The organism is Sporosarcina luteola, assembly GCF_023715535.1.
In the GTDB taxonomy this organism is placed as follows: Bacteria; Bacillota; Bacilli; order Bacillales_A; family Planococcaceae; genus Sporosarcina; species Sporosarcina luteola_B.
Window position 1 is genome coordinate 60925 of sequence record NZ_JAMBOI010000011.1, and the last position, 26012, is coordinate 86936.

22 protein-coding genes, 1 tRNA gene, 2 rRNA genes and 1 pseudogene are annotated in these 26012 nt (G+C 42.3%); 4 read left to right on the plus strand and 22 right to left on the minus strand.

Translation table 11 applies throughout. From position 1 onward, the window contains the following. Window positions 1-53: 53 nt before the first annotated feature. The 4 genes and pseudogenes from M3191_RS15250 to M3191_RS15265 form a co-directional block, all read right to left on the minus strand. Window positions 54-1583 carry an SH3 domain-containing protein gene (locus tag M3191_RS15250; protein ID WP_251701235.1) on the minus strand — a complete coding sequence of 510 codons (1530 nt, stop codon included), beginning with the start codon at window positions 1581-1583 and terminating at the stop codon, window positions 54-56. Between the two features lie 232 nt (window positions 1584-1815). After that, window positions 1816-2280 (minus strand): annotated as a pseudogene (locus M3191_RS15255) (TCP-1/cpn60 chaperonin family protein); the annotation flags it as partial. A gap of 20 nt (window positions 2281-2300) precedes the next feature. Next, window positions 2301-4061: a thiamine pyrophosphate-binding protein gene (locus M3191_RS15260; RefSeq protein WP_251701236.1), complete on the minus strand. Its 1761-nt coding sequence runs from the start codon at window positions 4059-4061 to the stop codon at window positions 2301-2303. Window positions 4062-4158: 97 nt separating this feature from the next. After that, on the minus strand, window positions 4159-5616 hold the full coding sequence (locus M3191_RS15265; protein ID WP_251701237.1) for an aldehyde dehydrogenase family protein: 1458 nt from the start codon (window positions 5614-5616) through the stop codon (window positions 4159-4161). Between the two features lie 216 nt (window positions 5617-5832). On the opposite strand from M3191_RS15265, the gene M3191_RS15270 reads away from it, so the two are divergent. Beyond that, on the plus strand, window positions 5833-7188 hold the full coding sequence (locus M3191_RS15270; protein WP_251701238.1) for a hypothetical protein: 1356 nt from the start codon (window positions 5833-5835) through the stop codon (window positions 7186-7188). Between the two features lie 118 nt (window positions 7189-7306). On the opposite strand, the gene M3191_RS15275 is transcribed toward M3191_RS15270, so the two are convergent. Further along, window positions 7307-8257, minus strand: coding sequence for a hydroxymethylglutaryl-CoA lyase (locus M3191_RS15275; protein ID WP_251701239.1), 951 nt, complete (start codon window positions 8255-8257; stop codon window positions 7307-7309). Further along, a complete protein-coding gene (locus M3191_RS15280; protein WP_251701256.1) occupies window positions 8258-9469 on the minus strand; it encodes a CaiB/BaiF CoA transferase family protein in 1212 nt (403 codons plus the stop codon). It lies immediately after the preceding gene. A gap of 188 nt (window positions 9470-9657) precedes the next feature. Here M3191_RS15280 and M3191_RS15285 point away from each other — a divergent pair, with 188 nt between their 5' ends. After that, window positions 9658-10671, plus strand: a complete 1014-nt coding sequence (locus M3191_RS15285) for a LacI family DNA-binding transcriptional regulator (RefSeq protein WP_251701240.1) — start codon at window positions 9658-9660, stop codon at window positions 10669-10671. A gap of 214 nt (window positions 10672-10885) precedes the next feature. Here M3191_RS15285 and M3191_RS15290 read toward each other — a convergent pair whose 3' ends face one another. From M3191_RS15290 to groES, 5 genes are all read right to left on the minus strand, one after another. Beyond that, window positions 10886-11926 carry a TRAP transporter substrate-binding protein gene (locus M3191_RS15290; RefSeq protein WP_251701241.1) on the minus strand — a complete coding sequence of 347 codons (1041 nt, stop codon included), beginning with the start codon at window positions 11924-11926 and terminating at the stop codon, window positions 10886-10888. Between the two features lie 352 nt (window positions 11927-12278). Next, the gene (locus M3191_RS15295) at window positions 12279-13556 is read right to left on the minus strand and encodes a TRAP transporter large permease (protein WP_251701242.1); all 1278 of its coding nucleotides are present in this window, start codon (window positions 13554-13556) and stop codon (window positions 12279-12281) included. Beyond that, entirely contained in the window at window positions 13556-14053 is a 498-nt protein-coding gene (locus tag M3191_RS15300) for a TRAP transporter small permease (RefSeq protein ID WP_251701243.1), read from the minus strand. Before M3191_RS15300 ends, M3191_RS15295 begins: the two co-directional genes overlap by 1 nt. A gap of 806 nt (window positions 14054-14859) precedes the next feature. Next, window positions 14860-16491, minus strand: a complete 1632-nt coding sequence (gene groL, locus M3191_RS15305) for a chaperonin GroEL (RefSeq protein ID WP_251701244.1) — start codon at window positions 16489-16491, stop codon at window positions 14860-14862. Window positions 16492-16537: 46 nt separating this feature from the next. Continuing rightward, a complete protein-coding gene (gene groES, locus M3191_RS15310; RefSeq protein ID WP_147059641.1) occupies window positions 16538-16822 on the minus strand; it encodes a co-chaperone GroES in 285 nt (94 codons plus the stop codon). A gap of 246 nt (window positions 16823-17068) precedes the next feature. On the opposite strand from groES, the gene M3191_RS15315 reads away from it, so the two are divergent. Then, entirely contained in the window at window positions 17069-17803 is a 735-nt protein-coding gene (locus tag M3191_RS15315) for a CPBP family intramembrane glutamic endopeptidase (RefSeq protein WP_251701245.1), read from the plus strand. 37 nt (window positions 17804-17840) lie between these two features. Here M3191_RS15315 and M3191_RS15320 read toward each other — a convergent pair whose 3' ends face one another. The 4 genes from M3191_RS15320 to M3191_RS15335 all read right to left on the minus strand — a co-directional run bounded on the left by M3191_RS15320 (window position 17841) and on the right by M3191_RS15335 (window position 20328). Beyond that, on the minus strand, window positions 17841-18473 hold the full coding sequence (locus tag M3191_RS15320) for a Yip1 family protein (RefSeq protein WP_251701246.1): 633 nt from the start codon (window positions 18471-18473) through the stop codon (window positions 17841-17843). A 129-nt stretch (window positions 18474-18602) separates the two neighbouring features. Next, window positions 18603-19397, minus strand: coding sequence for a twin-arginine translocase subunit TatC (tatC, locus tag M3191_RS15325; RefSeq protein ID WP_251701247.1), 795 nt, complete (start codon window positions 19395-19397; stop codon window positions 18603-18605). Window positions 19398-19414: 17 nt separating this feature from the next. Further along, complete coding sequence (locus M3191_RS15330) at window positions 19415-19609, minus strand: twin-arginine translocase TatA/TatE family subunit (RefSeq protein ID WP_060205182.1); 195 nt, start codon at window positions 19607-19609, stop codon at window positions 19415-19417. Between the two features lie 65 nt (window positions 19610-19674). Then, the gene (locus M3191_RS15335; protein WP_251701248.1) at window positions 19675-20328 is read right to left on the minus strand and encodes a redox-sensing transcriptional repressor Rex; all 654 of its coding nucleotides are present in this window, start codon (window positions 20326-20328) and stop codon (window positions 19675-19677) included. Between the two features lie 125 nt (window positions 20329-20453). Here M3191_RS15335 and abc-f point away from each other — a divergent pair, with 125 nt between their 5' ends. Further along, window positions 20454-22391 (plus strand): ribosomal protection-like ABC-F family protein, encoded by a 1938-nt coding sequence (abc-f, locus tag M3191_RS15340; RefSeq protein ID WP_251701249.1) that lies wholly within the window; start codon window positions 20454-20456, stop codon window positions 22389-22391. 330 nt (window positions 22392-22721) lie between these two features. Here the strand turns inward: abc-f and tsaD are convergent, their stop codons facing one another. The 7 genes from tsaD to M3191_RS15375 form a co-directional block, all read right to left on the minus strand. Continuing rightward, the gene (gene tsaD, locus M3191_RS15345) at window positions 22722-23753 is read right to left on the minus strand and encodes a tRNA (adenosine(37)-N6)-threonylcarbamoyltransferase complex transferase subunit TsaD (RefSeq protein WP_251701250.1); all 1032 of its coding nucleotides are present in this window, start codon (window positions 23751-23753) and stop codon (window positions 22722-22724) included. Continuing rightward, on the minus strand, window positions 23753-24202 hold the full coding sequence (gene rimI / locus M3191_RS15350; protein WP_251701251.1) for a ribosomal protein S18-alanine N-acetyltransferase: 450 nt from the start codon (window positions 24200-24202) through the stop codon (window positions 23753-23755). The genes tsaD and rimI overlap by 1 nt, the downstream gene beginning before the upstream one ends. Next, on the minus strand, window positions 24195-24905 hold the full coding sequence (tsaB, locus tag M3191_RS15355; protein WP_251701252.1) for a tRNA (adenosine(37)-N6)-threonylcarbamoyltransferase complex dimerization subunit type 1 TsaB: 711 nt from the start codon (window positions 24903-24905) through the stop codon (window positions 24195-24197). Before tsaB ends, rimI begins: the two co-directional genes overlap by 8 nt. Further along, a complete protein-coding gene (gene tsaE / locus M3191_RS15360) occupies window positions 24902-25354 on the minus strand; it encodes a tRNA (adenosine(37)-N6)-threonylcarbamoyltransferase complex ATPase subunit type 1 TsaE (protein WP_251701253.1) in 453 nt (150 codons plus the stop codon). Before tsaE ends, tsaB begins: the two co-directional genes overlap by 4 nt. 152 nt (window positions 25355-25506) lie before the next feature. After that, window positions 25507-25582, minus strand: a tRNA-Asp gene (locus M3191_RS15365). A gap of 105 nt (window positions 25583-25687) precedes the next feature. Beyond that, window positions 25688-25803, minus strand: a 5S ribosomal RNA gene (gene rrf, locus M3191_RS15370). Between the two features lie 83 nt (window positions 25804-25886). Continuing rightward, window positions 25887-26012: ribosomal RNA gene (locus M3191_RS15375) — 23S ribosomal RNA — on the minus strand; the annotation flags it as partial.

Consider the following 26012-nt stretch of genomic DNA (forward strand, 5'->3'; position numbering starts at 1 on the left):
CCCCACAGGTCTGGGAAGCTTCTTTTTATTTGGTAAAGCGTATCTAAGTTCAATTATTTTTGCTTAGATAGGAACGATTCATATCTCTGAATAAACGCTGAAATATGAGCACGCGTTAAAATTTGGTCAGGTTTATACTCAACGCTTGAAGTCATTGTAGTAAGCCCATTATCTATGAAAAATTGAATCGCTGTCTCTTCACTTACTGTTTCCCCATAGTGGTAAGACGCCATTAGTTGTGCCAATTTACCACGTTTAATGCCTATCTCCGCTTTAGCTCTAGAAGCTTTCGAACTTTCATTTGCTAGTACCGGCATTTCATACTTTTTCGCCATGTTGTATATGCCACTTCTACTCCAAGATGATGTAGGTTTTACATTAGCCAATTCATCTTTTTCAGCGTAACGGAAAAAGATTGTCAGGAAGTGGTATTCAGTTAATTGACTGTTTGGTTTTAGATGCGTTTCGGCTTTCTTTGTTTTTGAATTCCACACTGTTCTGTCACCTTGTATTAAACCCTTGTCGATTGCCCAAATCATATCATCTGTCCACCAATCTATCCTGAAGTCTGCAAACTTCTTAGCGTAAGCTGAGTAGTCCACTGGAGGTGTTGGTGTTGGTGTTGGCGTTGGTGTTGGCGTTGAAGCTGAGTCGGTTAAGTAACTTGATGCTACATACCCCTCTGTCCCGTCACTTCTTTTCACAGGATACCAAACAAAATGGTTTTTCTTTGTTGATACTTCATCATATACAAATGGTCCCGTTATGGTAACAATTTCGCCCTTACTTAACGTACTGATTGAAGTATCACTACCCGTAGTTGGTCTTGACCTGAATGTTGGATTATTTGTAGCACTAACTTTTTGATTTCTTTCAAAAAAATGCTTTGATTTTGTTAATGGTAAACTAAAATCATAGTTCATCGTTGAAAATTTAATATTTTCTGTGCTGTTAGAGTCATATTGAAAATGTTCGCTTGAAAAAGGCAGCTCTGTTAAGTCTATCAATCCCAACTTCTCAATAATCCGGAGAATTCTTTCTTGATAGGCAGTTGCATTTCTTTCACCAGTTGCTTGGAAAATTGGACTATTAACTGGCTTCGTACCGTTATAAGCCATGATAGCGAAGTACCAATGTTCCAGTACATCTCTTTCCCCACCGTTGATGCTAGGCAAATCCTTTCGCTTAAACATCGCATCTAGAATCTCTACACCAGCTTGAATATTGTAGAGGATATCGCTCTTTAGGCGATCTTGATTGTAGCCAGCCTGATTTGTAATCTGCATAATGCCAATTCCATTATCAGCTGTTACAATCGCTTCACCGTTCGAATCAAAATGACGCCAATTTCCGCTTTCACCTTCCGCTATTGCCTTCACAATTTCAGGAGGAACATCGTAACTCAGTGCTGTTTCTGTTAACAAACAGTTCATTGTGGAATAATCAGGATTTACTTTCGATGCCGAATCATACTCACATGTATTTGCAATATTATTAGCTAATACATTTTCATCTATATTTAAAGATAGAGAGAGGGCACCAATGGCAATAACACTAATCAATGGTTTCAATATCTTCTTCATATCTGATTATTACACTTCCTTTCATATTTTCTAAAGTTAAAAGATTCATATATATGTTATCACAAACCATCTTCTTTATGTAACTTAACTCTACGAGTTGTCAGCTAAGAAATCTTGATATGCAAATTTCATAATCAAAAAAATAACCACCTCTCCAATTTTCTGAGAAGTGGTTATTCCTATACTAACTAATTATGAATGAGACAGCTTCACAAAATAGCCTGTGAAGTGATTACATCATACCGCCCATACCGCCCATGTCAGGCATGCCGCCGCCCATTCCAGCTGGTTCTGGGATATCTGCAACGACTGCTTCTGTAGATAGGAGCATTGCCGCCACGGATGCTGCATTTTGAAGTGCAGAACGAGTAACTTTTGTCGGGTCCACGATACCGGCTTGCATCATGTTGACCCACTCGCCGTTCGCTGCGTTGAAGCCGATGCCGACTTCTTCGCGTTTCAAGCGGTCAACAACGATGGAGCCTTCAAGGCCTGCGTTGTTCGCGATTTGGCGAACTGGCTCTTCAAGTGCACGAAGAACGATTTTCACGCCTGTTGCGACATCGCCTTCTGTGCTTTCAAGAAGTGTTTCAACTTTTGAATAGACGTTCACAAGCGCTGTACCGCCGCCGGATACGATTCCTTCTTCAACAGCCGCACGCGTTGAGTTCAATGCGTCTTCGTATTTTTCCTTCCTTCAACCGATTATGAATAAAATTAATGTGTGGCTACGTGATGGACTGCTTTTCCTGGCGAGTAAATATCCATGATGTTCCAATGCCCTGCTGTCGGCACTGGGTTGTTTAACATTGCGACATCAATGACGACTGGCTTATTAGCTTTAATCGCCTGTTCAAGAGCTGGTTTGAATTCTTCCGCACTCTCAATTTTAATTCCCTCAACGCCATATGCACGTGCAATTGCTGCAAAGTCAGGCGAATAGGGTTCGCCATCTCTTTTGAACAATGTACCAAGCGTTGTATCAAAATGTGCTTTTTGAAGACCGGCGATTGTTCCATACGCAAAGTTGTTCATGATAACCCATATAACTGGGATATTCTCTTCAGCTGCTGTCGCTAGAAGTGCAGGATTTTGACCAAATCCACCATCCCCTACAAGTGAAACAACAACACGATCTGGATACGCGATTTTCACGCCGAGTGCTGCGGGGGCACCAAAGCCCATTGTTGCGAACCCTCCCGGTGTGAGAATAGTACCTGGCTCCAAAACATCGAATTGTTGTCCAACACCATTTTTATTCCATCCAACGTCTGTTGTGATAAACGCATCACGAGGCAATACGTCACGTACATCTGCCAATATACGTTGTGGTTGCATTGGAAAGCATGTGTCTTCAACAAATGCTTTGTTGCTCTCCTTAAATTCTTGTTTATTCATTCTAATTTCCTGTTTCAATACTTCATTACGACGACCTTCGGGAACGACCCTCTTCGCCACACGGTTTAAGACTTTCAATGCTTGTTTTAAATCGGCAACTGCACCAATTTCAACTGGATAGTTGCGACCAATTTCACTTGCTTCAATATCTATTTGAATTAGTTTAGTTGTCGGAAAGTTAAACGTATATTCATTTTCCCAAGAGCTACTGTCTGCTTCTGCAAACCGTGTACCAAGGCCTAGAATGTAATCTGCTTCTCTGCATTTATCATTAATAAATTGAGTCCCCCAGAAACCAGTCATTCCGAGTACTAGTGGATTATCATCCGCAACTGCACCCTTCCCCATAATCGTGTGCGCCACAGGGAAATCAAAGTGGTTCACAAATTCAGCCAGTTCTTCTGCCGCATCTGCAAGTAAAATACCACCTCCTGCATAAACGATTGGGTTTCTCGCCTGTAATAAAGTAGAAATTATTCTCTCAGCCGTTTCATCATCAAGTGATGGTTTTTGAATGGATTTTGTATGATGTTTTTGTCTCTCAAATAATTTCGTGTCGATTTCTTTCGAGAATATATCCATTGGAACTGATATTAGTACTGGCCCAGGTGTACCACTTTCAGCTAGTTGAAACGCCTTTTCTAATATTTCTGGGAAAAGGTGATCGCTATCCACGCGCCAAGCTCGTTTCACAAATGGTCGAAAAATCTCATATTGGGTTGCATCAGCGTGCATATTTACTTCCTGATGTGGATGTTTTCCATAGTAATGACTTGGAATATCACCTGCGATAACAACCATTGGAATGCAGTCAAGTGCTGCATTCGCTACGCCTGTAGTTGCATTTGTAAGTCCTGGTCCCAAATGACTTAGAACTACAGCCGTTTCTTTTTTCGCACGTGCATAACCATCAGCTGCATGTGTTGCAATTTGCTCATGGCGCACGTTAATGAATTTAATTGTACTCTTCTCAAGTTCAGATAAAACTGCAATATTTGTATGTCCGCATAGACCAAAGATATGTTGAACTCCACGATCCTCGAGATATTCTACTAATTGACGAGCTATTGTTTTTTTCATGATCTGATCTCCCTTATTATTTCCGTCATCGCACACTAATCTTATATACAGTGCACGGCAACGATATATTGTATGTCCTTAAACATTTACTTCCCAATCAGTACGGCAATTGAAGAACAATCATTTTTGTTTCTGTCATTTCTTCAATCGCAAAGCGTGGACCTTCTCGACCAATTCCACTATTTTTCACGCCGCCGTATGGCCAGTGATCGAGTCGATAGTTGGATGTTCCGTTAATGACAACACCACCGACTTCCAGTGTTTTTGCTGCTTTGTAGGCGAGATCAAGCTGATTTGTAAAAATACCCGCCTGTAATCCAAAATCAGAATCATTCGCTTCCGCAATAGCTTCTTCAATATCTTCATACGGCAAGATACTTACGATTGGACCGAACACTTCTTGGCAAACAACATTCGCTGTTTTCGGTGGGTTAAACAAAATAGTCGGCTGTACATTTGCGCCATTTTTCTTTCCGCCTGTGACAAGTTCTGTACCCGATTCAACGGATAGATCGATCCAATTCATAATCCGATCTGCTGCATTTTCATCGACAAGTGTTCCAATATCCGTATCCGGTAAAAGTGGGTCCCCAACTTTTAATTTTTCAACTTCAGTTTTGAGTAATTCTTTAAACTCTGATACAACTGCTTGATGAACATAAATACGTTGTACAGAAATACAGCTCTGACCGGAGTTGCTAAAACCTGTTCTTGCACACAATAATGCTGCGCGAGCAAGGTTCGCATCATCATGAATAATTGTTGCTGCATTACCGCCAAGTTCTAGCAAGACTTTTTTCATCCCGGCGAGTGCAGTAATATTACGCGCTGCAACCGTTCCCCCGGTAAATGAGATGACATTTACCCGATCATCTTTTACTATTGCCTGCCCGATTTCAACACCACCAAGAACCATATTTATTGCATTTTGAGGCATTCCTGCTTCGTGGAAAAGTTCCAACAAGGCAGTAGCTATAAGTGTTGTCTGCGGGGCCGGCTTTAATATAACAGTGTTTCCAGCAGCAAAAGCAGGACCTATTTTATGACATACAAGATTAAGCGGCGCATTAAAAGGTGTAATTGCAGCAACTACACCAACTGGAATACGGAACGTCGTTGCAATCGCACCTGTACCCCTTTCTGAAGCATCTCCAGGGATACTTTCGCCTGTTAAACGTTTCGCTTCCTCACCAGACAATTGCAATGTTTCAATAGATCGGGCTACTTCATCTAATGTATTTTTCAGTGGTTTTCCTAGCTCCATTGATATGAGTCTAGCAAACGACATTTTCTTTTCTTCGAGAAGATCAGCTGCTCTTTTTAAAATAGATGCCCGTTTGTAGGCAGGAATTTCATCAATTTCTTTTTTTGATTGGAATGCAGTTTGAAGTGCCCTATCTACATCTTCCAGTGTCGCTAAATATTGTTCACCGATCACTTCGCCCGTATATGGGTTTTTCACTAGTAGCATTTCTTTTCCATCTGCTAACCACGTACCATTCACAAACGACTTTGCCTTTTTAATTATTGTTCGCCCTTGGACTTTTCCCGTCATGGATCTCACCTTCCTATTCATACTTTAAAACTTAACATTATTAGATCGATCTAACTAAAAGTTTAAAATAAAACACCTATGGAAGTGTTACCTACTATATTACATAACTCTTTAAAATAGTGCAATATTTTTAAATTGAAATAAAACAATAGACTGAAAAATAAAGATATGCTAGTATTCGGTTTATTAGATCGATCTAAGGAGTTGTATTAATTAATGAGAATATGGATTTATACTCTAGTCATTGCTCTTTATTTACTCTCTACCTTTACGAACTTACAAGTCATTAATTATTTAACTGGCGCAATTGCTATTGTAGCTATATGCGTATCTATTAAATACGCTACTGGTCTATACTTTTATTTCGGGCTATTTTTCTTAGCTACCGGTGTCATTTTATTTTTATTGACAGATAATTCATTGCTTGATTTTCTGCTTTATTTTGATTCGATGCTAGGGATGTTGGCACTTTTTCTCGTCTTACCTTTTTTAAACTCCATTATTCGCATTGGACAGTATGATACAAATCTAAATCTATTACTTCAACGCGGAGCTGACAGGCTCGATATTTTGTATTGGAGAAGTTTTTCAGTCACTCATATGCTAGGGCTATTTTTAAATATAGCGACAATACCGCTATTGCGGAGCTCTCTCGATCGTACGTTAAAGTCCTTGTCTACTGAAATGTCTAATAAGTTTTTAACGCAAAGTTTATTGCGAGGCTATGCCCTCTGCCTCATGTGGAGTCCATTGGAAGTTATGGTCATTACATCACTAGATATGACAGGCATCCACTACTATCAAGTTTTCCTACCTCTCGTCTCCCTTGTCATTCTGATCATCGGAGTTAACTGGACATTATCATATTTCAAGTTTCGTCAAATTAAACTACAAATAGGAGATCATGCACACCTACCACCTCTATCAAAAGTAAGCAGAAAACTAATAGAAATGATTAGCATGTTACTTATTCTCGTTTCTATTACTTCTGCACTTCAACATTTTTTAGACAAAGGGTTCTTACTAGCAGTAGTATTAACGATTATTCCATTATCTTTTGTATGGGCATTTTTCATAAAAAAGCTGAAAAGATATATTACATTTACGATCCCACACTGGAAGGAGCGGACAAACGGACTCGGCAATTTCTTCTTTATGTTTTTAAGTGCAGGGCTGTTTGTAGATATGCTTTCTGATTCTGGTGTCCTATCTTTTTTACAAGTATGGTTTAGTGCTTTGTCAGACCGAACACTTCTGTTATATTTCATGATTGGTTTTTATTTCTTAGTTACATCCTTGATAGGTTTTCATCCACTTGTATCGATTACTTTGCTTGCCCAATTACTGTCACCTATTCTTTCAGAAGGAGCTTCTATTTCACTTGCCATTGTGCTAATTACATGTAGTCTTTCAACGGTAATGTATAGTCCGTTTAATATGTCTGTGTCTATATTAGCCAACTTATTACGAATCAATCCTCTTAAGATAGTGAAATGGAATTTGCCATTTGCAATTTTCCATATGACAATTAGCATTTTTTTCGCTTTACTAATAAACAAGCTATTCACATGACTTATAAATGAGTCAAACAAAAGCACCTTTCGTTCAAAACGGGTTTGGATAACCTTATCAGACAACGTGAAGGTGTTTTTTCTGCCTTGTAATTAGGAAGCTTCATTTGTCGGTACTTCTATATATCTATTTTTTCCTGCGCTTTTGGTTCTGGACTTAACGCCGAACACGGACCAGCTTGCAGCATATAACTCCCTCCGTCATGTCCAATACTTCTTTTAACTTCTTTAGCCGTTGAAACTAACCGGTCAAGGTCCATTCCCGTACTGATACCCATTTCCTCAAAGGCATGCACAAGATCTTCTGTAGCTATGTTGCCGCTAGCACCAGGCGCATATGGACAACCACCGAGTCCAGCGATAGAACTGTCAAATAGAGTAACCCCCTGTTGAAGTGCAGCGAAAGCGTTTGCTAGTGCCATGCCTCTTGTATTGTGCAGGTGCATCGAAAATACTGTATTTGGGAACTCTGCCTTCAATTTGCCAAGGAAATGATATACCTGTATAGGATTTGCCATACCTGTTGTATCAGCGAGTGATACTTCTTCAATTCCCATTCCTTTATATCGATCTACTATATCTATAATTCGCTCTAAAGATACTTTGCCTTCATATGGACAACCGAACGCAACGGAAATGGAACCACCTACCGTTACGTTACTTTTTGTCGCCATTTCAATAATTGGTTCAAAACCATTTTGCACTTTTTCAACTAGGCTATTGGCATTTGATAGACTGTGTGAATCCGTAGCTGATAGCATAAGCTTTAATTTTGTTATACCTGCATTAATCGCCCGCTCTGCACCTTTTACGTTCGGAACGAGTGCACGGAACTTTAGGTTCGTCAGATCTTCTGTTCCCCGAACAACTTCTTCCGCATCTTTTAATTGCGGGATTGCTTTAGGATGTACAAAAGATGTAATCTCCATCGATTGTACCCCCGTATCAGCTAGAGCCCGGATAATCCTTATTTTCTCTTCTGTTGGAATCCAATTCGTTTCAGCTTGAAATCCATCACGCGGCGCCACCTCACAAATCGTTACTTTCGATGGCAATACTAATTCAGGCATTTAAATAACCCCCTTCTCTTTTAGTGAAGCTAATTCTTCTGTAGACAGTCCTAGTTGTCCGCCTAAGATTTCTTCATTATGCTCTCCTAGTTCAGGCGCTCGATAACGAATTGCTCCTGGTGTTTTGGAGAACTTCGGAACAATGCCAGGTACTTTCACTTTTCCAAGTCGCGGATGTTCGACTTCTACAATATTTTCTCGTGCTTTATAATGGGCATCTTCGAAAATATCAGCAATACTCAATATCGGACTAACAGGTACACCGAATGAATCGAGCTTCTCTTGCAAATCTTTTAGCGTAAATTCTCGAATCCAGTTAGATACAATCTCCTGAACTTCATCATCATTTTTCAAGCGTTCTGAGTTCTTAGAGTAACGGTCGTCTGTAAGCATATCTGTTCTTTCCATTGCTTCCGCAAGCCTGTCAAACGTGGGATCTGTGCTACAAACAAGGACAACGTATTTTCCGTCTTTCGTTTCATACGTGCCGGCAGGACTTGAGTGTCCAGCAAGGCCTGGACTTCTTCCTCTCACTTTCCCTGTCTGGTCATATTCTGCTATTAAAAACTCTAGCATCCGAAAAAGTGATTCATACAGACCCATTTCGACTACTTGCCCTTCTGTATCCTCCTCAGCAGTATCACGATGGTACAGAGCACTCACAGCTGCAAATGCCGTGTAAACACCTGTAATATAATCAAGCAAAGAGTAGGATGGGCTAACCGGTGGACGATCTGGATATCCTTGAATGTACGTATGGCCACTGAAAGCAGTGCCTGGTGTACCGAACCCTGCCCTTGAACTATATGGCCCCGTTTGTCCAAACCCAGAAATACGTACTAGTATTAATTGAGGATTTACTATTTTTAATTCCTCATAACCAAGTCCCCATTTTTCAAGTGTGCCTGGCCGGAAGTTTTCAATCAAAATATCCGTCTTGCTAATTAGTTTTTTAAAAATTTCTTTTCCCTCTGCAGAACGAATGTCCAACGTTATAGACTTCTTATTTCGGGCGAGTCCCGGCCATCTTAGTGATTCTTCATTTTTCCACGGGCCGACCGTACGTAAGGTATCTCCTTTGTTCGGTAGTTCAACCTTCGTAACGTTTGCCCCTAGATCTGCAAGTAGTGTAGCTCCAAATGGAGCAGCGATCATCGTCGAAATATCTAAAACACTGACATCAGTCAGTGGTCCGAAGTTTTTCATTACAATTCCCCCCATTCTATTTAAGCAACCTAATTACATTGCCTCGCACTGCTAGTCATACATATTGGCTCACCCTTTAGATTGTCCCCATCAATTCCCTAGAAGTTTTGCTATTCTTGATTTTCTGTACTATCATTTTAAATAGCATATCGTTTTTATATCTATCATTAATAATCAGTATATGGAGTGAGAAAATGGAATCGCAAAAAAGACGTCGTGTTACTTTACAAGATGTTGCAAAACACTCCGGTGTTTCACGAGCAACTGCTTCACTTGTCGTTCGCAATAGTCCCAGCATCTCCCATGCCACTAGAGAAAAAGTACTCACCTCCATGAAGGAACTCGGCTATGTGTACGATCGTATTGCTGCTAATTTACGCTCTCAAAGCTCTTCCACAATAGGCATCATTATTACGGATGTAGCAAATACTTTTTACTCGGAACTATTAATAGGTGTTAACCAAGAATTAGAGAAGTATGGATTTACTGTTTTATTAGGCACAACTTTTGATGTGCTTGATAAGCAAGAGAAACTCTTGTCAACGATGCTTGAACACCGAGTAGGCGGAATAATCTTATGTCCTGTTTCAAGCAGCGGAGAGGAGACAGTTACACGTATAAGCGCTTTAGATATCCCCGTTGTTCTTGCAATGAGAGAACTCCCCGAAATGACTTGTGACTACGTCGGAATTGATTATAAGTCTGGGGCACAAATGGCTGTAAATCACTTGCTCAAGAAAGGGCATAAACGAATCGCTTTTATAGGCGGACGTTCTGAAGCATCTACGTGGAAACAACGAATGGAAGGATACAGTTTAGCCCTCCAAGAGAGTAATATAGATATTGATCAATCAATCATTATGCCAGGCGCTCCGACACAAGAAGGTGGAATGGAAGCTATCAAAAAAATTCTTCAAATTCCTGAACCTGAGAGGCCTACTGCAATCTTTTGTTTCAATGACTTAACCGCCTTTGGTATTAATTACGGATTAAGAAAAGCTGGAATAACCCCAGGGAAAGTCTTCGATCTTGTAGGTTTCGATAATACTCCCGAGTCTGAGATCTTTCATCCTCCTTTGACAACTGTATCGTCTTTTGCTAAATTAATCGGAAAAAAAGCAGCTGAACTTCTTCACGGACGCCTGACAGACAAAACCGAAGAGCAACAAAAAATCATTGTACAACCGGAGCTAATTGTGCGAGATTAATAGTAATAGTGGTTGTCTTATGCATTCCTAAGACAGCCTCTTTTTTATCTATGTACTTTGAGACCTTGACAAAAAACGAAATAAAGAAGGGTACAAATAACTGATATTTATACCCTTACTTTTTTACATACTTTTTAAATGAATTAGGATATTCTTCAGTTAAAAATGTTATGCTCAATATGAGGTCAAAGCAACTGCCATGTTAAGAGGATTTTTAATTTGCTGCCTTAATTAATTCATTTACTAGTTCTTCCCCAATTAACTTGGAGTATTTTTCGTAAATCGGCTGTACTTTGTCTTTAAATGCTTGTTTTTCATCTTCAGTGAGCTCTGTAATTTTCATGCCTTTCTCTTTCAATAAAGCTAAAAACTCCCCAGCTTGTTCTTGTTCTACTACCCGCTGATATTCCTTTGCCTCTTCTCCAGCTTTGGTAATGATCTCCTTTTCTTCATCGGAAAGTGTATCCCAGAACTTTTCACTAATTAAAAACATGTTGGCACCATATACATGCTGAGTTACTGTTAAATAGTCTTGTACCTCATAAAACCGATTTGTTGCAGAAACCACGTAAGGGTTTTCCTGGCCATCTACAATTCCTTGTTGTAAAGCTGAAAACAATTCAGGGAAGGCCATTGGAGTAGGCTGAGCACCCAACTCTTTCCACATATCAAGATGGATTGGGCTTTCCATCGTTCTTATTTTCAGACCTTTTAAATCATCTGGACTTCTAACTTCTTTTGTGCTGGTTGTTAAATATCTGTAACCATTTTCCCAAAAATTCATCCCAATAACACCTTGTTCCGTTAACTGATCTAGTAATTTTTCACCAATTTCTCCGTCAAGTACATCATAGGCAGTCTGATTGTCTTTAAATAGAAACGGTAGGTCTAAAATACCTAAATCAGGAGAAAATGATGAAGCTACTGCTGTCGATATAATTGAGGCTTGTAGAGAACCCAATTGAAGTCCCTCAAAGTTATCCCTTTCCCCACCTAATTGACTGTCCGGGAAAACTTCTACTTTAATTCCTCCGTTTGTTTCTTTTTCAACTTGTTCAGCAAATTTATTCATTGCTAATGTGATCGATCTATCACTAGTATTAATAGATCCAAATTTCATTATCTTAGTTTCGCCAGACTTCTTGTTGTTTTGATTGCTTTTGCTTGTGTCCGTTGCGCTATCGACTTCTTGTGAACAAGCCACCAAAACCAACGCTAAACAAAATAGAAATAATAAATTCACTACTTTTTTCATTGTTAAGTCTCCCCATTTCTAAATAAGTTATTTTATGCAACAACTTAATCTCTTACTTTAGTAAGATGATCCCCCTTGTATTCCCACGTGTTGAATATGCAAAATTATTGCGCTTTCCACCCATTACTTCCTTTCTAACGATCTAATTTAGTATAAATAACCTCCCTCCATATACACTTTATTATCAAAAGATTCGCCGGATAAATATTACCAGAAAATCTTTTTCAACCATTCAATCTACTGCTTATAATGCTCCCAAGAATTATATGGAAAATCACAGACTCATAATCTTCTCCAAAACGGAAAAACATCTAGTTAAAAACATGACAAACTTATAGGTGTTTTCTATTATTTAATTAGTGAACAACTCAGGCAACCACATTGAAATTGACGGTATATAACTTAAAACAATTATATTTCCTATCATTACGAGCACAAATAGAGTTGTATATTTTAATAATCGTTCCATTCTAATATTCGCTACTTGACTTACCATAAATAGATTGACACCAAATGGTGGTGTAATCATGCCCATTGCTAGGTTAACAATCATAACAATTCCAAAGTGTACTGGATCGATACCATAAGAGATCGCAACTGGTACCAAAATTGGTGCTAAGATAAGAATAGCTGCTCCAGAATCAAAAAACATACCAACAACAAATAACAGTAAATTAATCATAAGCAGGAAAACAATTGGATTGTTAGAAACACCACCAAACCAATTAGCCACAGTCTGCGGAACTCCTTCACTTGTAAGAACCCATCCAAATAGACCTGCATTTGCAATTATGACTAATATAACCGAACTTGTTAAAGCAGAGCTATAGAAGATTTTCGGGAGATCCTTCCATTTAAGCTCTTTATAAATGAACAAACCGACTATTAATGCATACACACAAGCAATTGCGGCCGATTCTGTTGGTGTAAAGAAACCACTATAAATCCCACCTAATATTATTACCGGCATAATAATTGCCAAAATTGAGTCTTTTAACGAAACAATTTTATCTTTCCAAGAATATGCTCTTTCTCCTGAATAGTTTTTCACTTTTGATACAAAGAAAACAAGTATCATAAAGGAAATTCCGATCATAATTCCAGGGAATATTCCAGCAAAAAACAAATCCTTAATGGAGACGCCCGCGGCAACGCCATATAATATGAGCGGTATACTTGGTGGAAGAATAACACCTAATTCACCAGATGCAGCTATGGTTGAAGCTGCAAAACCTTTATCATATCCCTTTGCAACCATCGAAGGTATCATGATTGCCCCAACGGCTGCTACAGTTGCAACACCTGAACCTGAAATCGAAGCAAAAAACATACAGGCTAAAACAGCAACCATACCTAATCCACCTGTTCTTGCTCCTACGATAGAATATGCCAAACTAACTAACCTTTTTGACATACCTCCTTTTTCCATTAGAGATCCCGCTAGAATAAAAAAGGGGACCGCTAACAATGTAAAAGAATCCATTGTTGTAAAAAGTCTTTGGATTACAACAGTTGGCGGAGTGCCATCTTCAAAAACCATGATTGCTGATGATAATCCGACGGAGACTGCTACAGGAACGCTTAAAATTAAAAACGCAAGAAATGAAACAAATAATATAACTGAACCCATTACACTTGTTCCCCCCCATTGGTATCCCATTCACCCTCGATCCAGGCTACCAATGTATTGAACAACATAACTAGAGTACCTAAGGGAATCGCTAAATAAGGAATAGACATTGGTATGTGCAAGGCTACTGATTTTTGCATATGCACAATTTCTAGTAACTGAATACTGTACATCAAAATAATGACACAAAAAATCATTGTTATCATCATTGCTATTCCCCTAATCCCTTTTTCAACTTTTCGAGGGAATTTTATCATTGAAAATAAAAACTCGAGACGGATTAACTTTGAATACCTAATAGCTAAACCTGCTCCTAAAAATGTGATCCAGACTAATAGATATCTCAATAATTCAGATGACCAACTAAGTGGCTCATTAAATATAGAACGGGCAATTATTTGCCACGTTAACACAATTAATGACACTGCTAAAAAGGTCCCGAGAAGAATCTTCAAAACAAAGTTTATTTTATCCATTGTTAATATATATGTTTTCACCTGTAACACTCCCATCAAAATAAACCCTTTCATTTATAACTAACATTTAGCAATTCATATTATTAACTCTTGTGTCTACTTCATCTGACAACGCTTACAGTTTCCTGTATGCATAAATCCTTAAATGTAAGTAAAACCATCTCCTTCTTTGTATTAAAGCAGCACTTCAATATAGTAGTGTACATAACACCATCAAGATATTGAAGTTTAACTTAAAGCGAATGATTGTATTTAGATCGATCTAGTAATAACTTTTTAGATCGATCTAATATTGCTAATTGAGATTATTATACATTAACTTTAAACTATTATCAATGTTTTTAAAATTAATACTAATATAACTAATAAAAGATTATTATTTTGTACAGTGGGTAAATTTGAGTGCCCCCTTAAAAATAAAATTTTCATGTTCTCTTTAGCAAAATCTAAAGAGATTGTGAAAAAGTAGTTTGTTTCAAATTAACCTAGTATGTTCTTTGATTTCTTTGGTTACTGAAAATACCTTTAAGATTCTTGAGGAGAATTGATCAATTCCCTAATATGACCATCTTTTAAAACATTCATTTTTTTTGATGATTGAAAGTGTGTTAAGCTAAGTCGTTTCTGGGCACTCTTCATGTTCTTGCTTCCTAACGCCAGGCTTACCTTGCCATGAAACAGCATTAGATTACTTAAATTCTTCTTTATATGAATAAGAAAAACAATCCGACCTTTACTAAAACCTAGGTAAAAGTCGGATTGTTTCTATAAATCAAATATGGTCTCATGTTCCTTTTTCAAACTCTAAAACACGAGGGATGTTTTTATTACATCATGCCGCCCATTCCGCCCATGTCAGGCATGCCGCCGCCCATTCCAGCTGGTTCTGGGATATCTGCAACGACTGCTTCTGTAGATAGGAGCATTGCCGCCACGGATGCTGCATTTTGAAGTGCAGAACGAGTAACTTTTGTCGGGTCCACGATTCCTGCTTGCATCATGTTGACCCATTCGCCGTTCGCTGCGTTGAAGCCGATGCCGACTTCTTCGCGTTTCAAGCGGTCAACAACGATGGAGCCTTCAAGGCCTGCGTTGTTCGCGATTTGGCGAACTGGCTCTTCAAGTGCACGAAGAACGATTTTCACGCCTGTTGCGACATCGCCTTCTGTGCTTTCAAGAAGTGTTTCAACTTTTGAATAGACGTTCACAAGCGCTGTACCGCCGCCGGATACGATTCCTTCTTCAACAGCCGCACGCGTTGAGTTCAATGCGTCTTCGATGCGAAGTTTGCGCTCTTTCAATTCTGTTTCAGTTGCCGCTCCGACTTTGATGACCGCTACGCCGCCAGCAAGTTTCGCAAGGCGCTCTTGCAGCTTCTCTTTGTCGAACTCGGAAGTGGATTCTTCAAGTTGCGTACGGATTTGGCCGACACGTGAAGCGATTTGCTGTGTATCTCCATTTCCTTCAACGATTGTCGTATGGTCTTTTGTGACAACGACTTTCGCAGCGCGTCCAAGCTGATTGATGTCAGCGGATTTAAGATCTAGGCCAAGGTCTTCCGTGATGACTTCCCCGCCTGTAAGGATTGCGATATCTTCAAGCATCGCTTTACGGCGGTCGCCGAATCCAGGTGCTTTAACAGCAACTGCGTTGAAAGTACCACGAAGTTTATTCACAACAAGCGTTGCAAGTGCTTCGCCTTCCACGTCTTCCGCGATCATCAACAACGGCTTGCCTTGTTGAACGACTTGCTCAAGAACCGGCAGGATTTCTTGGATGTTAGAAATCTTCTTATCTGTAATCAAGATATAAGGGTTATCGAGAACAGCTTCCATCTTATCCGTGTCTGTCGCCATGTAAGCAGACGCATAGCCACGGTCGAATTGCATACCTTCCACAACATCCAGCTCAGTCGTGAAGCCTTTTGATTCTTCGATTGTGATGACGCCATCGTTGCCTACGCGCTCCATCGCTTCAGCGATCAATTCGCCGACTTCTTCATCACCTGAAGAAATAGCTGCAACTTGAGCGATTTCCTGCTTGCTTTCGATTTCATCGGAAATGCCTTTCAACTCTTCAATTGCCTTAGCAACCGCTTTTTCGATCCCTTTACGGATACCGACAGGGTTTGCGCCAGCTGTTACGTTTTTCAAGCCTTCACGGATCATCGCCTGCGCAAGAACAGTTGCAGTCGTCGTACCGTCACCAGCGATTTCGTTCGTTTTGGAAGCGACTTCCGCAACGAGTTTTGCACCCATGTTTTCGAATGCGTCTTCAAGCTCGATTTCCTTAGCAATCGTCACACCGTCGTTCGTGATGAGAGGTGAACCGAATTTTCTTTCAAGAACGACGTTGCGTCCTTTTGGTCCAAGCGTCACTTTTACAGCGTCCGCTAATGTATCTACACCGCGAAGCATTGCGCCGCGCGCGTCTTCATTAAATTTGATTTCTTTAGCCATTTATGAATTCCTCCTGTTTTTTCGTGTACTTATTTATAAGGGCGACTTAACCGATGATAGCCAAAACGTCGCTTTCACGCAGGATCAAATATTCATTGCCTTCATATTTCACTTCAGTTCCAGCATATTTTGAGAAGATGATGCGGTCGCCTTCTTTTACTTCCAGGTCAACACGCTGGCCGTTTTCAAGAACTCGTCCGGTACCTGCCGCTACAACTTTTCCTTCTTGCGGTTTCTCTTTAGCAGAATCCGGTAATACAATACCGCTAGACGTCTTTTCTTCTGCTTCGATCAGTTCGATTACGATACGGTCACCTAATGGTTTCAACAAGTGAAACAACCTCCTCGACAAATTATCTTCTTTTTAGCACTCATCAATCAAGAGTGCTAATACATTTCTAATCATAATAAAGTTGCCCACAAATTGCAAGCAAAATACTCGCCTCAAGGCAGGATATTATAAAATGGCAACTGCCTCCTATCTAAGCGTACAGACAGTCTCAAACGGTATATCCTTTTCCCTTTGCTTGTCTTCATAGAAAGGCTAAAATGGACAATAGAAGAAAGGAAGTTGGCAATGAAAAACTGGAAAATCTCTATTTCAATCGTACTTCTTTACATAGCAATGCAGTTCGGAAGCATTTCTGTCTCGAAAGGATTCTTCAATTACTTTCAAAACACCGGCGGCATGGAAAAGGAAGACGCGGCATTTTACGGCTTCGCCTGGGCGCTGTTCATTACCAACATGATCGCTGCACCGCTCATCCTGTTCATGACAACGCGCAACAAACGGTTTTGGGATATCTTCAAAGGGAAGAAAGCGACGCCTTTGATGACAATCCTATGGGGAGTATTAGGATTTTTCATGGCGATGGCTGGGCAAATGATTGCCGGCATCATCGAAATTGCTCTCGGCATCGAGCCAGGCTCTGAAAATACCGCTTTACTGAGCGAAGTCGCCAAACTATCGCCGATCATCATCTTTTCGATCGTCATCTTCGCACCGCTCTTGGAAGAGATCATTTTTAGAAGGGTCCTATTCGGAGGCATTTACACGAAGACGAATTTCTGGATCGCGGCGATTGTAAGCGGTATTGTATTCGCGGCCGTCCACGGAGAACTTCAGCATATGCTCATCTATATGGCGCCCGGCTTCGTATTCGCTTTCATTTACCACCATACGAAGCGCATATGGGCACCGATGATCGCCCACTTCCTCATGAACGGCTTCGTCATGATTGTCCAACTGAATTACGAAAAGCTCGAGCAATGGCAAAAGATGAAGCAAGCGTTCATCTTCTTTCTCCAGTAAAAAAACGGCCTCCCCATCGCGGGAAGCCGTTTTTAATTCATCCTAAAGCCATAAAAAATGAAAAGAGAGCAAGACCGATAATTAGTGAGAAAACAATCGCAAGAATTATACCAAACCCCATAAGTATTGCAACGACACCCAATCCCCGCCATGCCGAAAAGCCATGTACAAGGCCGATTGCCTTACAGGAAATCACCGTACCGTAAATTCCCACACCGAATGAAATCAAATTCATTAAGATATAAACTCCAAGCGGCAGGTTGGTGAGTCCGAAATTCTCTGTCGGCGTTTCGAATAAACGGGATCCATAGATCGCAAGAATAAGAAAGTTCATCGGCGCAAGCCAGATCATCGGAATTGTTGAGGCTGGCGTCACATGGATCATGTCGGAAAATATTCCAGTCCCCCCGAGCCATTTCCCAATCCACGTATACAGCGCAGACACGATTACCCATCCGAGCAATGCTCCGGCATATGACGTTACAATTGACATGAAAACAACTATAAACAATGGCAGTCCATTAAACCAACCTGTTGTTGCCGTAGAGATAACACCCGTGCTAATTGATCCTAATAAAAAAATGAGAAATCCGTATCCAACCGACTTTTTCTCCAACATATATTGCAGCGTCTTCGTCGGCTGGGTCCATATGGATAGCAATGGATTCATATTTATTTCCCCCTTCACTTCTTATGTATATGTAAATGCTCCTCTACCTATCATACGGGAATTTTTCTGGAATTTCATTACAAAAAATCCCGCCACCCGAAAACTAACCCGGGAAGCGGGACAGCTCTATTATTTCTCCAAGTTCCCCATCACTTCGTCAATCTGACGTTGCTGCTCAGCCTTTATTTCTTCGATCTTCCGCTTTTCTTCGGCTTTCAGGAATTTACGATAGCCGACACGGCAGATGATAATGCTCAGTTCGTAAAGCAAGAACAAGGGGACAGTCACCAATAAATGCGACATGATGTCCGGCGGCGTGATGAAAGCTGCAATGACGAACAGGACAAAATATGCTACCTTTCGGATTTTCACCAGTTTCACAGGATCCAATATGCCGAGTCTCGACAGAAATAACAAGACGATCGGAAGCTGGAATATAACGCCGAACGGAATCAGAATTTGAAACAGGAATGTGAAGTATTCATTGATGCCTACCGTCTGCGTTATGCCGAGCTCCGCAGACAGTTCCTTCATGAAGTTCATGACGAACGGCACGAGGACGAAATAGGAAAACGCAATTCCAACGAGCATTAGCATAAAAGCGAATGGTATATAGCTCAACGTCACTTTTCGCTCCGTCTCATGCAACCCCGGTGAAATGAACGACCAGAACTGGTACATGATGACCGGCGAAATGATTACGACCGCTAAAAAGATGATTACTTTCAAGTACAGGGCAATCGGATCGACTACGTTGAACGCATGGAATTCCTCATACCCCGCCTCTGATTGCAGGAACTTGATGATCGGCTTCGCGATGAAAAAGCTCCCAATTACCGCAATAACAAAGAAAACGACGATTACCATCAGTCGTTTTCTAATTTCATCTATATGTTCAATGACTGTTAAATTTTTCTCTTTCATCGGACAGACATCCTTACTTATTGCACATCATTTTTCTTGTCTTCGACTTTTTTGACTGTGTCATCATCATCGGACACAAGTCCTTTCGTCGCTGATTTGAATTCACGCAATGAAGAGCCGAACGCTTTTCCGATCTCTGGCAACTTCTTCGGTCCAAAAATGAGCAATGCAATGATTGCGATAAGAATTAAACTAGTTACTCCTGGAGCCATTTCGGACACCTCCTTCGTATGTAATCCATTTTACATGAAAACAACTTCTATTACTATTGAACAGGTCACTCTATTTGTGAATCTTTTTCGTCATTTTTTATAAAATAAATCAACGTCTGCAGCTCCACCGACAAATCGATCGTATGGATGCGCATCCAGTCAGGCACTGTAAGACGGACGGGGGTGAAATTGAGGATCCCTTTCACACCGATATCGACCATCCGATCTGCAATTTCCTGCGCCGCCCTCGTCGGAACGGTGAGAATGACAAGATTAATGCCCAATTCCTTAATCTTCTCTTCCATCATGTCCGGATGAAACACCGGGATGTTGCTGATCGTCTTCCCTTCTTTCGGAGCCTTCGGATCGAACGCGACAACAATGCGCGTATTATGGTTCTTCTGAAAATTATATTTCAGAAATGCGTTTCCCAAGCTTCCTACGCCGATCAACGCAACATCCGTCTCTTCATCCTGATTCAATGCCCTGCGGAAGAACTGGAGGAGATCGTTTACATCATAACCATAGCCTTTGCGCCCGAGCGCTCCAAAATGGGAGAAGTCACGGCGGATCGTAGCGGCATCGATTTTCATCGCCTCGCTCAATTCGCTGGAGGATACTCGCTTCTTGCCGGCATTCGCGAAGTTTTGTAGGAATCTATAATATAAAGGAAGGCGTTTTGACGTCGCCTGTGGAACTCTTGGAGTCGATCCAGCCATTTCTTACCTCCTGTACGTACGTGCAATGTCATTTTATCGTACTCCAGATACGTGCTGAAGTAAAGCCAACGATTGCACCGGCACGCCCATTCGATTACACTAAAAGTGGAATAGAGGTGTGCTGAATGATCGTATTACAAGTGAATGGAATAACGAAATCGTTCTCAGGAACTGACATATTAAATAATGTCCGACTCGAAGTGCAGCACCGCGACCGGGTTGCGCTCGTCGGACGGAATGGCGCCGGCAAATCGACATTGCTGAAAATCATAGCGGGAGAGATGTCCGCGAATTCCGGCGATATCATCATGCCGAAAGATGTACAGGTCGGCTATCTTGAACAGCACGCGGGCATTGATTCCCCCCTCAACATCTGGGATGAGATGCTGACCGTTTTCGGGCCGCTGCTTGAAATGGAAAAAAGGCTCCGCAACCTGGAAGCGCAAATGGCGGACCCTTCCGTTTACGGGAATCCGCAAGAATACGAGCGGGTCATGAAGGATTATGACGCATTGCAAATTGATTTCAAGGATTCAGGCGGGTATCAGTATGAATCAGATATGCGTTCAGTCCTGCACGGCATGCGCTTTTATCCCGAAGACTACGAGAAGAATGTCAATCTGTTGTCAGGCGGACAGAAAACGCGGCTGGCGCTCGCGAAAATGCTCCTCAGCAAGCCGGATCTCCTCATCTTGGACGAGCCGACGAACCATTTGGACATCGAGACACTCGGCTGGCTCGAAAAATATCTTGTCTCGTATGAAGGGGCAATCCTCATCGTTTCCCATGACCGTTATTTCCTCGATCAGATCGTGACGATCACGTATGAAGTGTCGAGGCGGAAAGTGACGAAGTATGTCGGCAACTATAGTGCCTATTTAGTCGAAAAGGCGAAGAACTATGAGCGGGACAAGAAGTTATTCGAGCGCGAGACGAGCGAAAAAGCGAAGCTCGAGGATTTCATCCAACGGAATATCGCACGCGCATCGACTTCCAAGATGGCGAAGAGCCGACGGAAGCAGCTTGAACGGACGGAATGGATGGATGCACCCGACGGAGATGAGAAGTCCGCAAGCTTTTCGTTCTCAATCGATCGGCCAAGCGGCAACGATGTGCTTACATTGGAAAACATCGCTGTCGGCTATGAAGGCAAACCTGTTTCCAAGCATATTAACATGCATGCATACAAAGGCGATCGGATCGCGATCATCGGACCAAACGGGATCGGCAAGTCGACATTGCTGAAAACGATCGTCAAAAGGCAGGAGCCGATTGACGGGACGATCCGCTACGGAACGAATGTCCAGTTCGGCTATTATGACCAGAACCAGGCGACAATCCTCGGTACGGGGACAGTCCTCCATGAGCTATGGGATGAATGGCCGATGATGAATGAAAAGGATGTCCGCTCCGTACTCGGGCGTTTCCTGTTCACTGGAGAAGATGTCGAAAAGCCAGTCGCTTCATTATCGGGCGGCGAGAAGGCGCGTCTTTCATTAGCGAAACTCATGCTTCAAAAATCGAACACGCTCGTGCTTGACGAGCCGACGAACCATCTCGACCTCGACAGCAAGGAAGTGTTGGAAAATGCATTGGATGACTTCCCAGGCACGATCCTTTTCGTCTCCCATGACCGCTACTTCATCAACCGGATCGCTACGAAAGTGATCGACGTCGGTCCTATTGGCGTTACGGAGTATCTCGGCGATTACGATTACTTCATTGAAAAGAAAAATGAGCTTGAGGAACTGCAGGCAGAACAAGCAGCTTCAGATCAAAAAGCCCAGCCGAAGAACAGGCGGAATGAAGAGGATAAAGAAGTTAAACGGCAAGAGCGCCGATTGACAAGGGCGATTACGGAAATCGAAGACTCGCTCGGAAAATTGGATGCCGGAATCTCCGTTCTGCAGGAAGAGTTGCTGAATCCTGTCTATGCTGACGACCATGTGAAGCTGATGGAGCTGCAGGAACAGATCGACGAACTCCAGCTGCAGCACGACAACCATTCCGAGGAATGGCTGAATTTGCAGGAAGAGCTCGAAAAATTGAATATGGAAGCCTAAAAATAGCTGTCGACTGGAATGAACACCATTCGACAGCTTTTTTCCGTTTTCGACATTCCATCCATTTGATTTCCACAATCTTATCAACAGCCCACACGTTGATATAATAGGATATGAACATAGTTATCCACGTTATCCACATTTTTTATGGCGATTACCAACATAGTTATCCAAAACATGAATCGGTCATACACACGAATCTTTGAACTATCCACAACTTATCAACAATTGTGCATAAGTACGAATGTTCCCTCTTGACAAGTCGGATTCATTTCGGGACAAATAAAAACGGAAATCGTCAGAACTCGACGATTTCCTTCATTCATTTTCTCATTTATTCTCACTATTCCATGAAGCAAGCTCCATACCCGGTCGCCCGTTCATTTCCATCGTACTGCGTTTTCCGCTTTCGAACATCGAAGTACCTGCAGCTGCAATCATTGCCGCATTGTCCGTACATAAGGAGATTGGAGGTACATAAAAAGGAATCCCCTCTTTCTCAAAAACTTCATCCAATGAAGCCCGCAAGCCTTTATTCGCAGCTACGCCTCCCGCAGCGATGACTTGCTTCACGCCATATTCCTTCGCTGCCCTCAACGTTTTCTCCGTCAACACCTCAACGACACTTTGCTGGAAGCCCGCCGCCACATGAGCAGGCACGACCTCTTCGCCTTTTTGCTCAAGATTATGCTTATAATTAATGACTGCGGATTTCAACCCGCTGAAGCTGAAATCATACGAATCCGGCTCCAGCCAGGCTCTCGGAAAGTCGACCGCTTCATCGCTCTCAAGCGCAAGCTTATCGATATGCGGCCCTCCCGGATACGGCAGCCCAAGGACTCGTGCCACTTTGTCATACGCTTCCCCCGCTGCATCATCCCGCGTTTCGCCAATCAATTTGAACGCCCCATGCTTCTCCATAAGGACCAATTCCGTATGCCCTCCGGAGACGATAAGCGCTAACAATGGAAACTCCATCGGCTGCATCAACTGATTCGCATAAATATGTCCCGCAATATGGTGGACTCCGATAATCGGTAACCCATTGGCAAACGCGAATGCCTTCGCAGCATTGATGCCGATCAATAAAGCGCCGACAAGTCCAGGTCCCTCCGTCACAGCGACTGCATCCAAATCAGAAGGCTCAAGGTCTGCCACAGCCAATGCTTCCTCTATGACAAGCGTAATCTGTTCAACATGATGCCTTGAAGCGATTTCTGGCACGACGCCGCCGAACCGTTGCTGACTCTGGATTTGAGAAGCAACAACGTTCGAGACAATCTCATGTCCGTTCTTCACGATCGAAGCCGCCGTCTCATCACAGCTCGTTTCAATTCCTAGTATATACATGTCTTTATCCATTACAATTCCACCCACATGACGAGCGCATCTTCATGGTCGTCCGTATAATAGTTTTTCCGTATGCCGCCATCCTGAAAGCCGAGCTTGCGATACAAGTTCTGCGCCGTATGATTGCTCACGCGCACTTCAAGCGTCATCAGCCTCACTTCATTCGCCTTGCACAACTCCATCGCCTTCCGCATAAGCGCCTCGCCGATCCCATGGCCCCTCATATGCTTCCTCACCGCCACATTCGTAATATGGCTTTCATCCAGCACAACCCACATCCCACAATGCCCAATCACCTCGTCATCTGAAACTGCGACAATGTAATGAGCATAATCATTTCCCGTCATCTCATGTTCGAAGACTTCCTGCGTCCATGGCGTCGCAAATGCCTCCTGCTCGATTTCCACGACCGCCGGTATATCTTCCAACGTCATCTTCCGATATTCTATCGTCTTATTCACGGCCCTTATCCTTCCGTTGCTGCATCAGCCAATTCGCCTCCGCCTCAGCGATACGGCGGTATTCCGGCGTAAATGCATGTGTATTCTCTTCCTGTCCGTCTTGCTGCGCAATGAAAACCAACGAAGACGCCCGCGGCAGCTGTATCGGGAACGGAGCAATGACGGCATTCTCCCGTATTCTTTCCTTTATGAGCTCTTCATGCATCGCAACATCCTTGCCGACAAATAGGACAGGCCGTTCCTTGCTTGCCAAAACATCCATCAGATTTTCAATCGCAAAATGCCCGTCCTCCGCGATGGCGGTCAATCCGCCATTCGCGAATTCATATACCCCTGCGTACACATTATTTCTGCGTGCATCCACAATCGGGCAGATCAATCCGTCAAAATAAAAAGCATTCGCGGCAAGCACCTTCAAGGTTGAGACACCAAACAGAGGCTTCTTCAACGTCCAAGCCAATGTCTTCGCAATTGTTACACCGATGCGGACCCCTGTATAAGATCCGGGTCCTTCCGACACTGCGATCGCATCGATATCTTTAGGCTGCAGCTGCACCGTCGCAAACAATTCCTCAATGACCGGCATCGCACGCAGCGAATGATTGACAGCCATCGAAGAATTCACCTCAGCCAAAATCGCTCCATCCTTTACAATCGCAACGGACAAAGGCGTGTTCGCCGTATCTATTCCTAACCATATCATAACGTCATCGCCTCACAAATCTTTTCAAAACGTTCCCCTTTAGGAATGAATACAATCTTTCTCGAAGTTTCCCCCGTATGCTGAATCCGGATTTCCAAGCGTTCTTCCGGCAAGTCGGCTTCTATTAAATGTGCCCATTCAACTACGGAAACCGCATCCCCATAAAACAGCTCGTCCCAACCAAGATCCTCATCACTGTCCGCCAATCGATAGACGTCCAGGTGATTAAAAGGGACATTGCCTTCGTATTGTTTCAAAATCGTAAATGTCGGACTGTTCACCGTCCGTGTGATGCCGAGGCTACGCGCCAGCGCTTTTGTAAACGTTGTCTTTCCAGCACCAAGATCGCCTTCCAACGTCACAACGTCCGGAGGGGATAACAAGCCTGCCAATCTATTCGCAATGTGTTCAGTCTCCTCTAAGGAATGAACATTGAATTCTATAGTCATCGTATGTTCCTTTCATTCTCCACTTTGCTTTAGTGTACCGAAAATACGCCGATTGCGAAAGCTATGAGGTTTGGAGGATTTTTTATAAATAAAAATAATAAAAAACCGACTCTGGAATAAATCCATAATCGGTTGACAAGGTTAAATTAAAATGGCGGTCCCGACCGGGATCGAACCGGCGATCTCCTGCGTGACAGGCAGGCATGTTAACCGCTACACCACGGGACCATTAATATGTATACTTTCCGATAGAATGCAAGGTTTGTTAACTGCAAATTTGTTGTAATTGATCAATTCTAACCTGAAAACATTCTTATCGAAAAGTGATGGGTTGCCCGGCGACGTCTTACTCTCACAGGGGGAAGCCCCCTACTACCATCAGCGCTGAAGAGCTTAACTTCCGTGTTCGGTATGGGAACGGGTGTGACCTCTTCGCCTTCGTCACCAGACAATTGAACGACTCTTGTTCGTTCAAAACCGGATAAAACCAACATTGTCGCTGAACTTCAAGTTCAACCGTACTTTATAACTTAAGGTTAAGTCCTCGATCGATTAGTATCCGTCAGCTGCACGTGTCGCCACGCTTCCACCCCGGACCTATCCACCTCATCTTCTTTGAGGGATCTTACTTACTTGCGTAATGGGAAATCTCATCTTG

What these genes read in the sequence shown, in the direction of transcription:
- M3191_RS15270 (WP_251701238.1), top strand. Translation starts at nt 5,833, where the DNA reads ATGAGAATATGGATTTATACTCTAGTCATTGCTCTTTATTTACTCTCT.
- groL (WP_251701244.1), bottom strand. Translation starts at nt 16,491, where the DNA reads ATGGCTAAAGAAATCAAATTTAATGAAGACGCGCGCGGCGCAATGCTT.
- M3191_RS15275 (WP_251701239.1), bottom strand. Translation starts at nt 8,257, where the DNA reads ATGCCTGAATTAGTATTGCCATCGAAAGTAACGATTTGTGAGGTGGCG.
- M3191_RS15285 (WP_251701240.1), top strand. Translation starts at nt 9,658, where the DNA reads ATGGAATCGCAAAAAAGACGTCGTGTTACTTTACAAGATGTTGCAAAA.
- M3191_RS15330 (WP_060205182.1), bottom strand. Translation starts at nt 19,609, where the DNA reads ATGGCTCCAGGAGTAACTAGTTTAATTCTTATCGCAATCATTGCATTG.
- M3191_RS15290 (WP_251701241.1), bottom strand. Translation starts at nt 11,926, where the DNA reads ATGAAAAAAGTAGTGAATTTATTATTTCTATTTTGTTTAGCGTTGGTT.
- M3191_RS15250 (WP_251701235.1), bottom strand. Translation starts at nt 1,583, where the DNA reads ATGAAGAAGATATTGAAACCATTGATTAGTGTTATTGCCATTGGTGCC.
- M3191_RS15320 (WP_251701246.1), bottom strand. Translation starts at nt 18,473, where the DNA reads ATGAATCCATTGCTATCCATATGGACCCAGCCGACGAAGACGCTGCAA.
- M3191_RS15295 (WP_251701242.1), bottom strand. Translation starts at nt 13,556, where the DNA reads ATGGGTTCAGTTATATTATTTGTTTCATTTCTTGCGTTTTTAATTTTA.
- M3191_RS15315 (WP_251701245.1), top strand. Translation starts at nt 17,069, where the DNA reads ATGAAAAACTGGAAAATCTCTATTTCAATCGTACTTCTTTACATAGCA.
- tatC (WP_251701247.1), bottom strand. Translation starts at nt 19,397, where the DNA reads ATGAAAGAGAAAAATTTAACAGTCATTGAACATATAGATGAAATTAGA.
- tsaD (WP_251701250.1), bottom strand. Translation starts at nt 23,753, where the DNA reads ATGGATAAAGACATGTATATACTAGGAATTGAAACGAGCTGTGATGAG.
- M3191_RS15335 (WP_251701248.1), bottom strand. Translation starts at nt 20,328, where the DNA reads ATGGCTGGATCGACTCCAAGAGTTCCACAGGCGACGTCAAAACGCCTT.
- M3191_RS15260 (WP_251701236.1), bottom strand. Translation starts at nt 4,061, where the DNA reads ATGAAAAAAACAATAGCTCGTCAATTAGTAGAATATCTCGAGGATCGT.
- abc-f (WP_251701249.1), top strand. Translation starts at nt 20,454, where the DNA reads ATGATCGTATTACAAGTGAATGGAATAACGAAATCGTTCTCAGGAACT.
- tsaE (WP_251701253.1), bottom strand. Translation starts at nt 25,354, where the DNA reads ATGACTATAGAATTCAATGTTCATTCCTTAGAGGAGACTGAACACATT.
- tsaB (WP_251701252.1), bottom strand. Translation starts at nt 24,905, where the DNA reads ATGATATGGTTAGGAATAGATACGGCGAACACGCCTTTGTCCGTTGCG.
- M3191_RS15265 (WP_251701237.1), bottom strand. Translation starts at nt 5,616, where the DNA reads ATGACGGGAAAAGTCCAAGGGCGAACAATAATTAAAAAGGCAAAGTCG.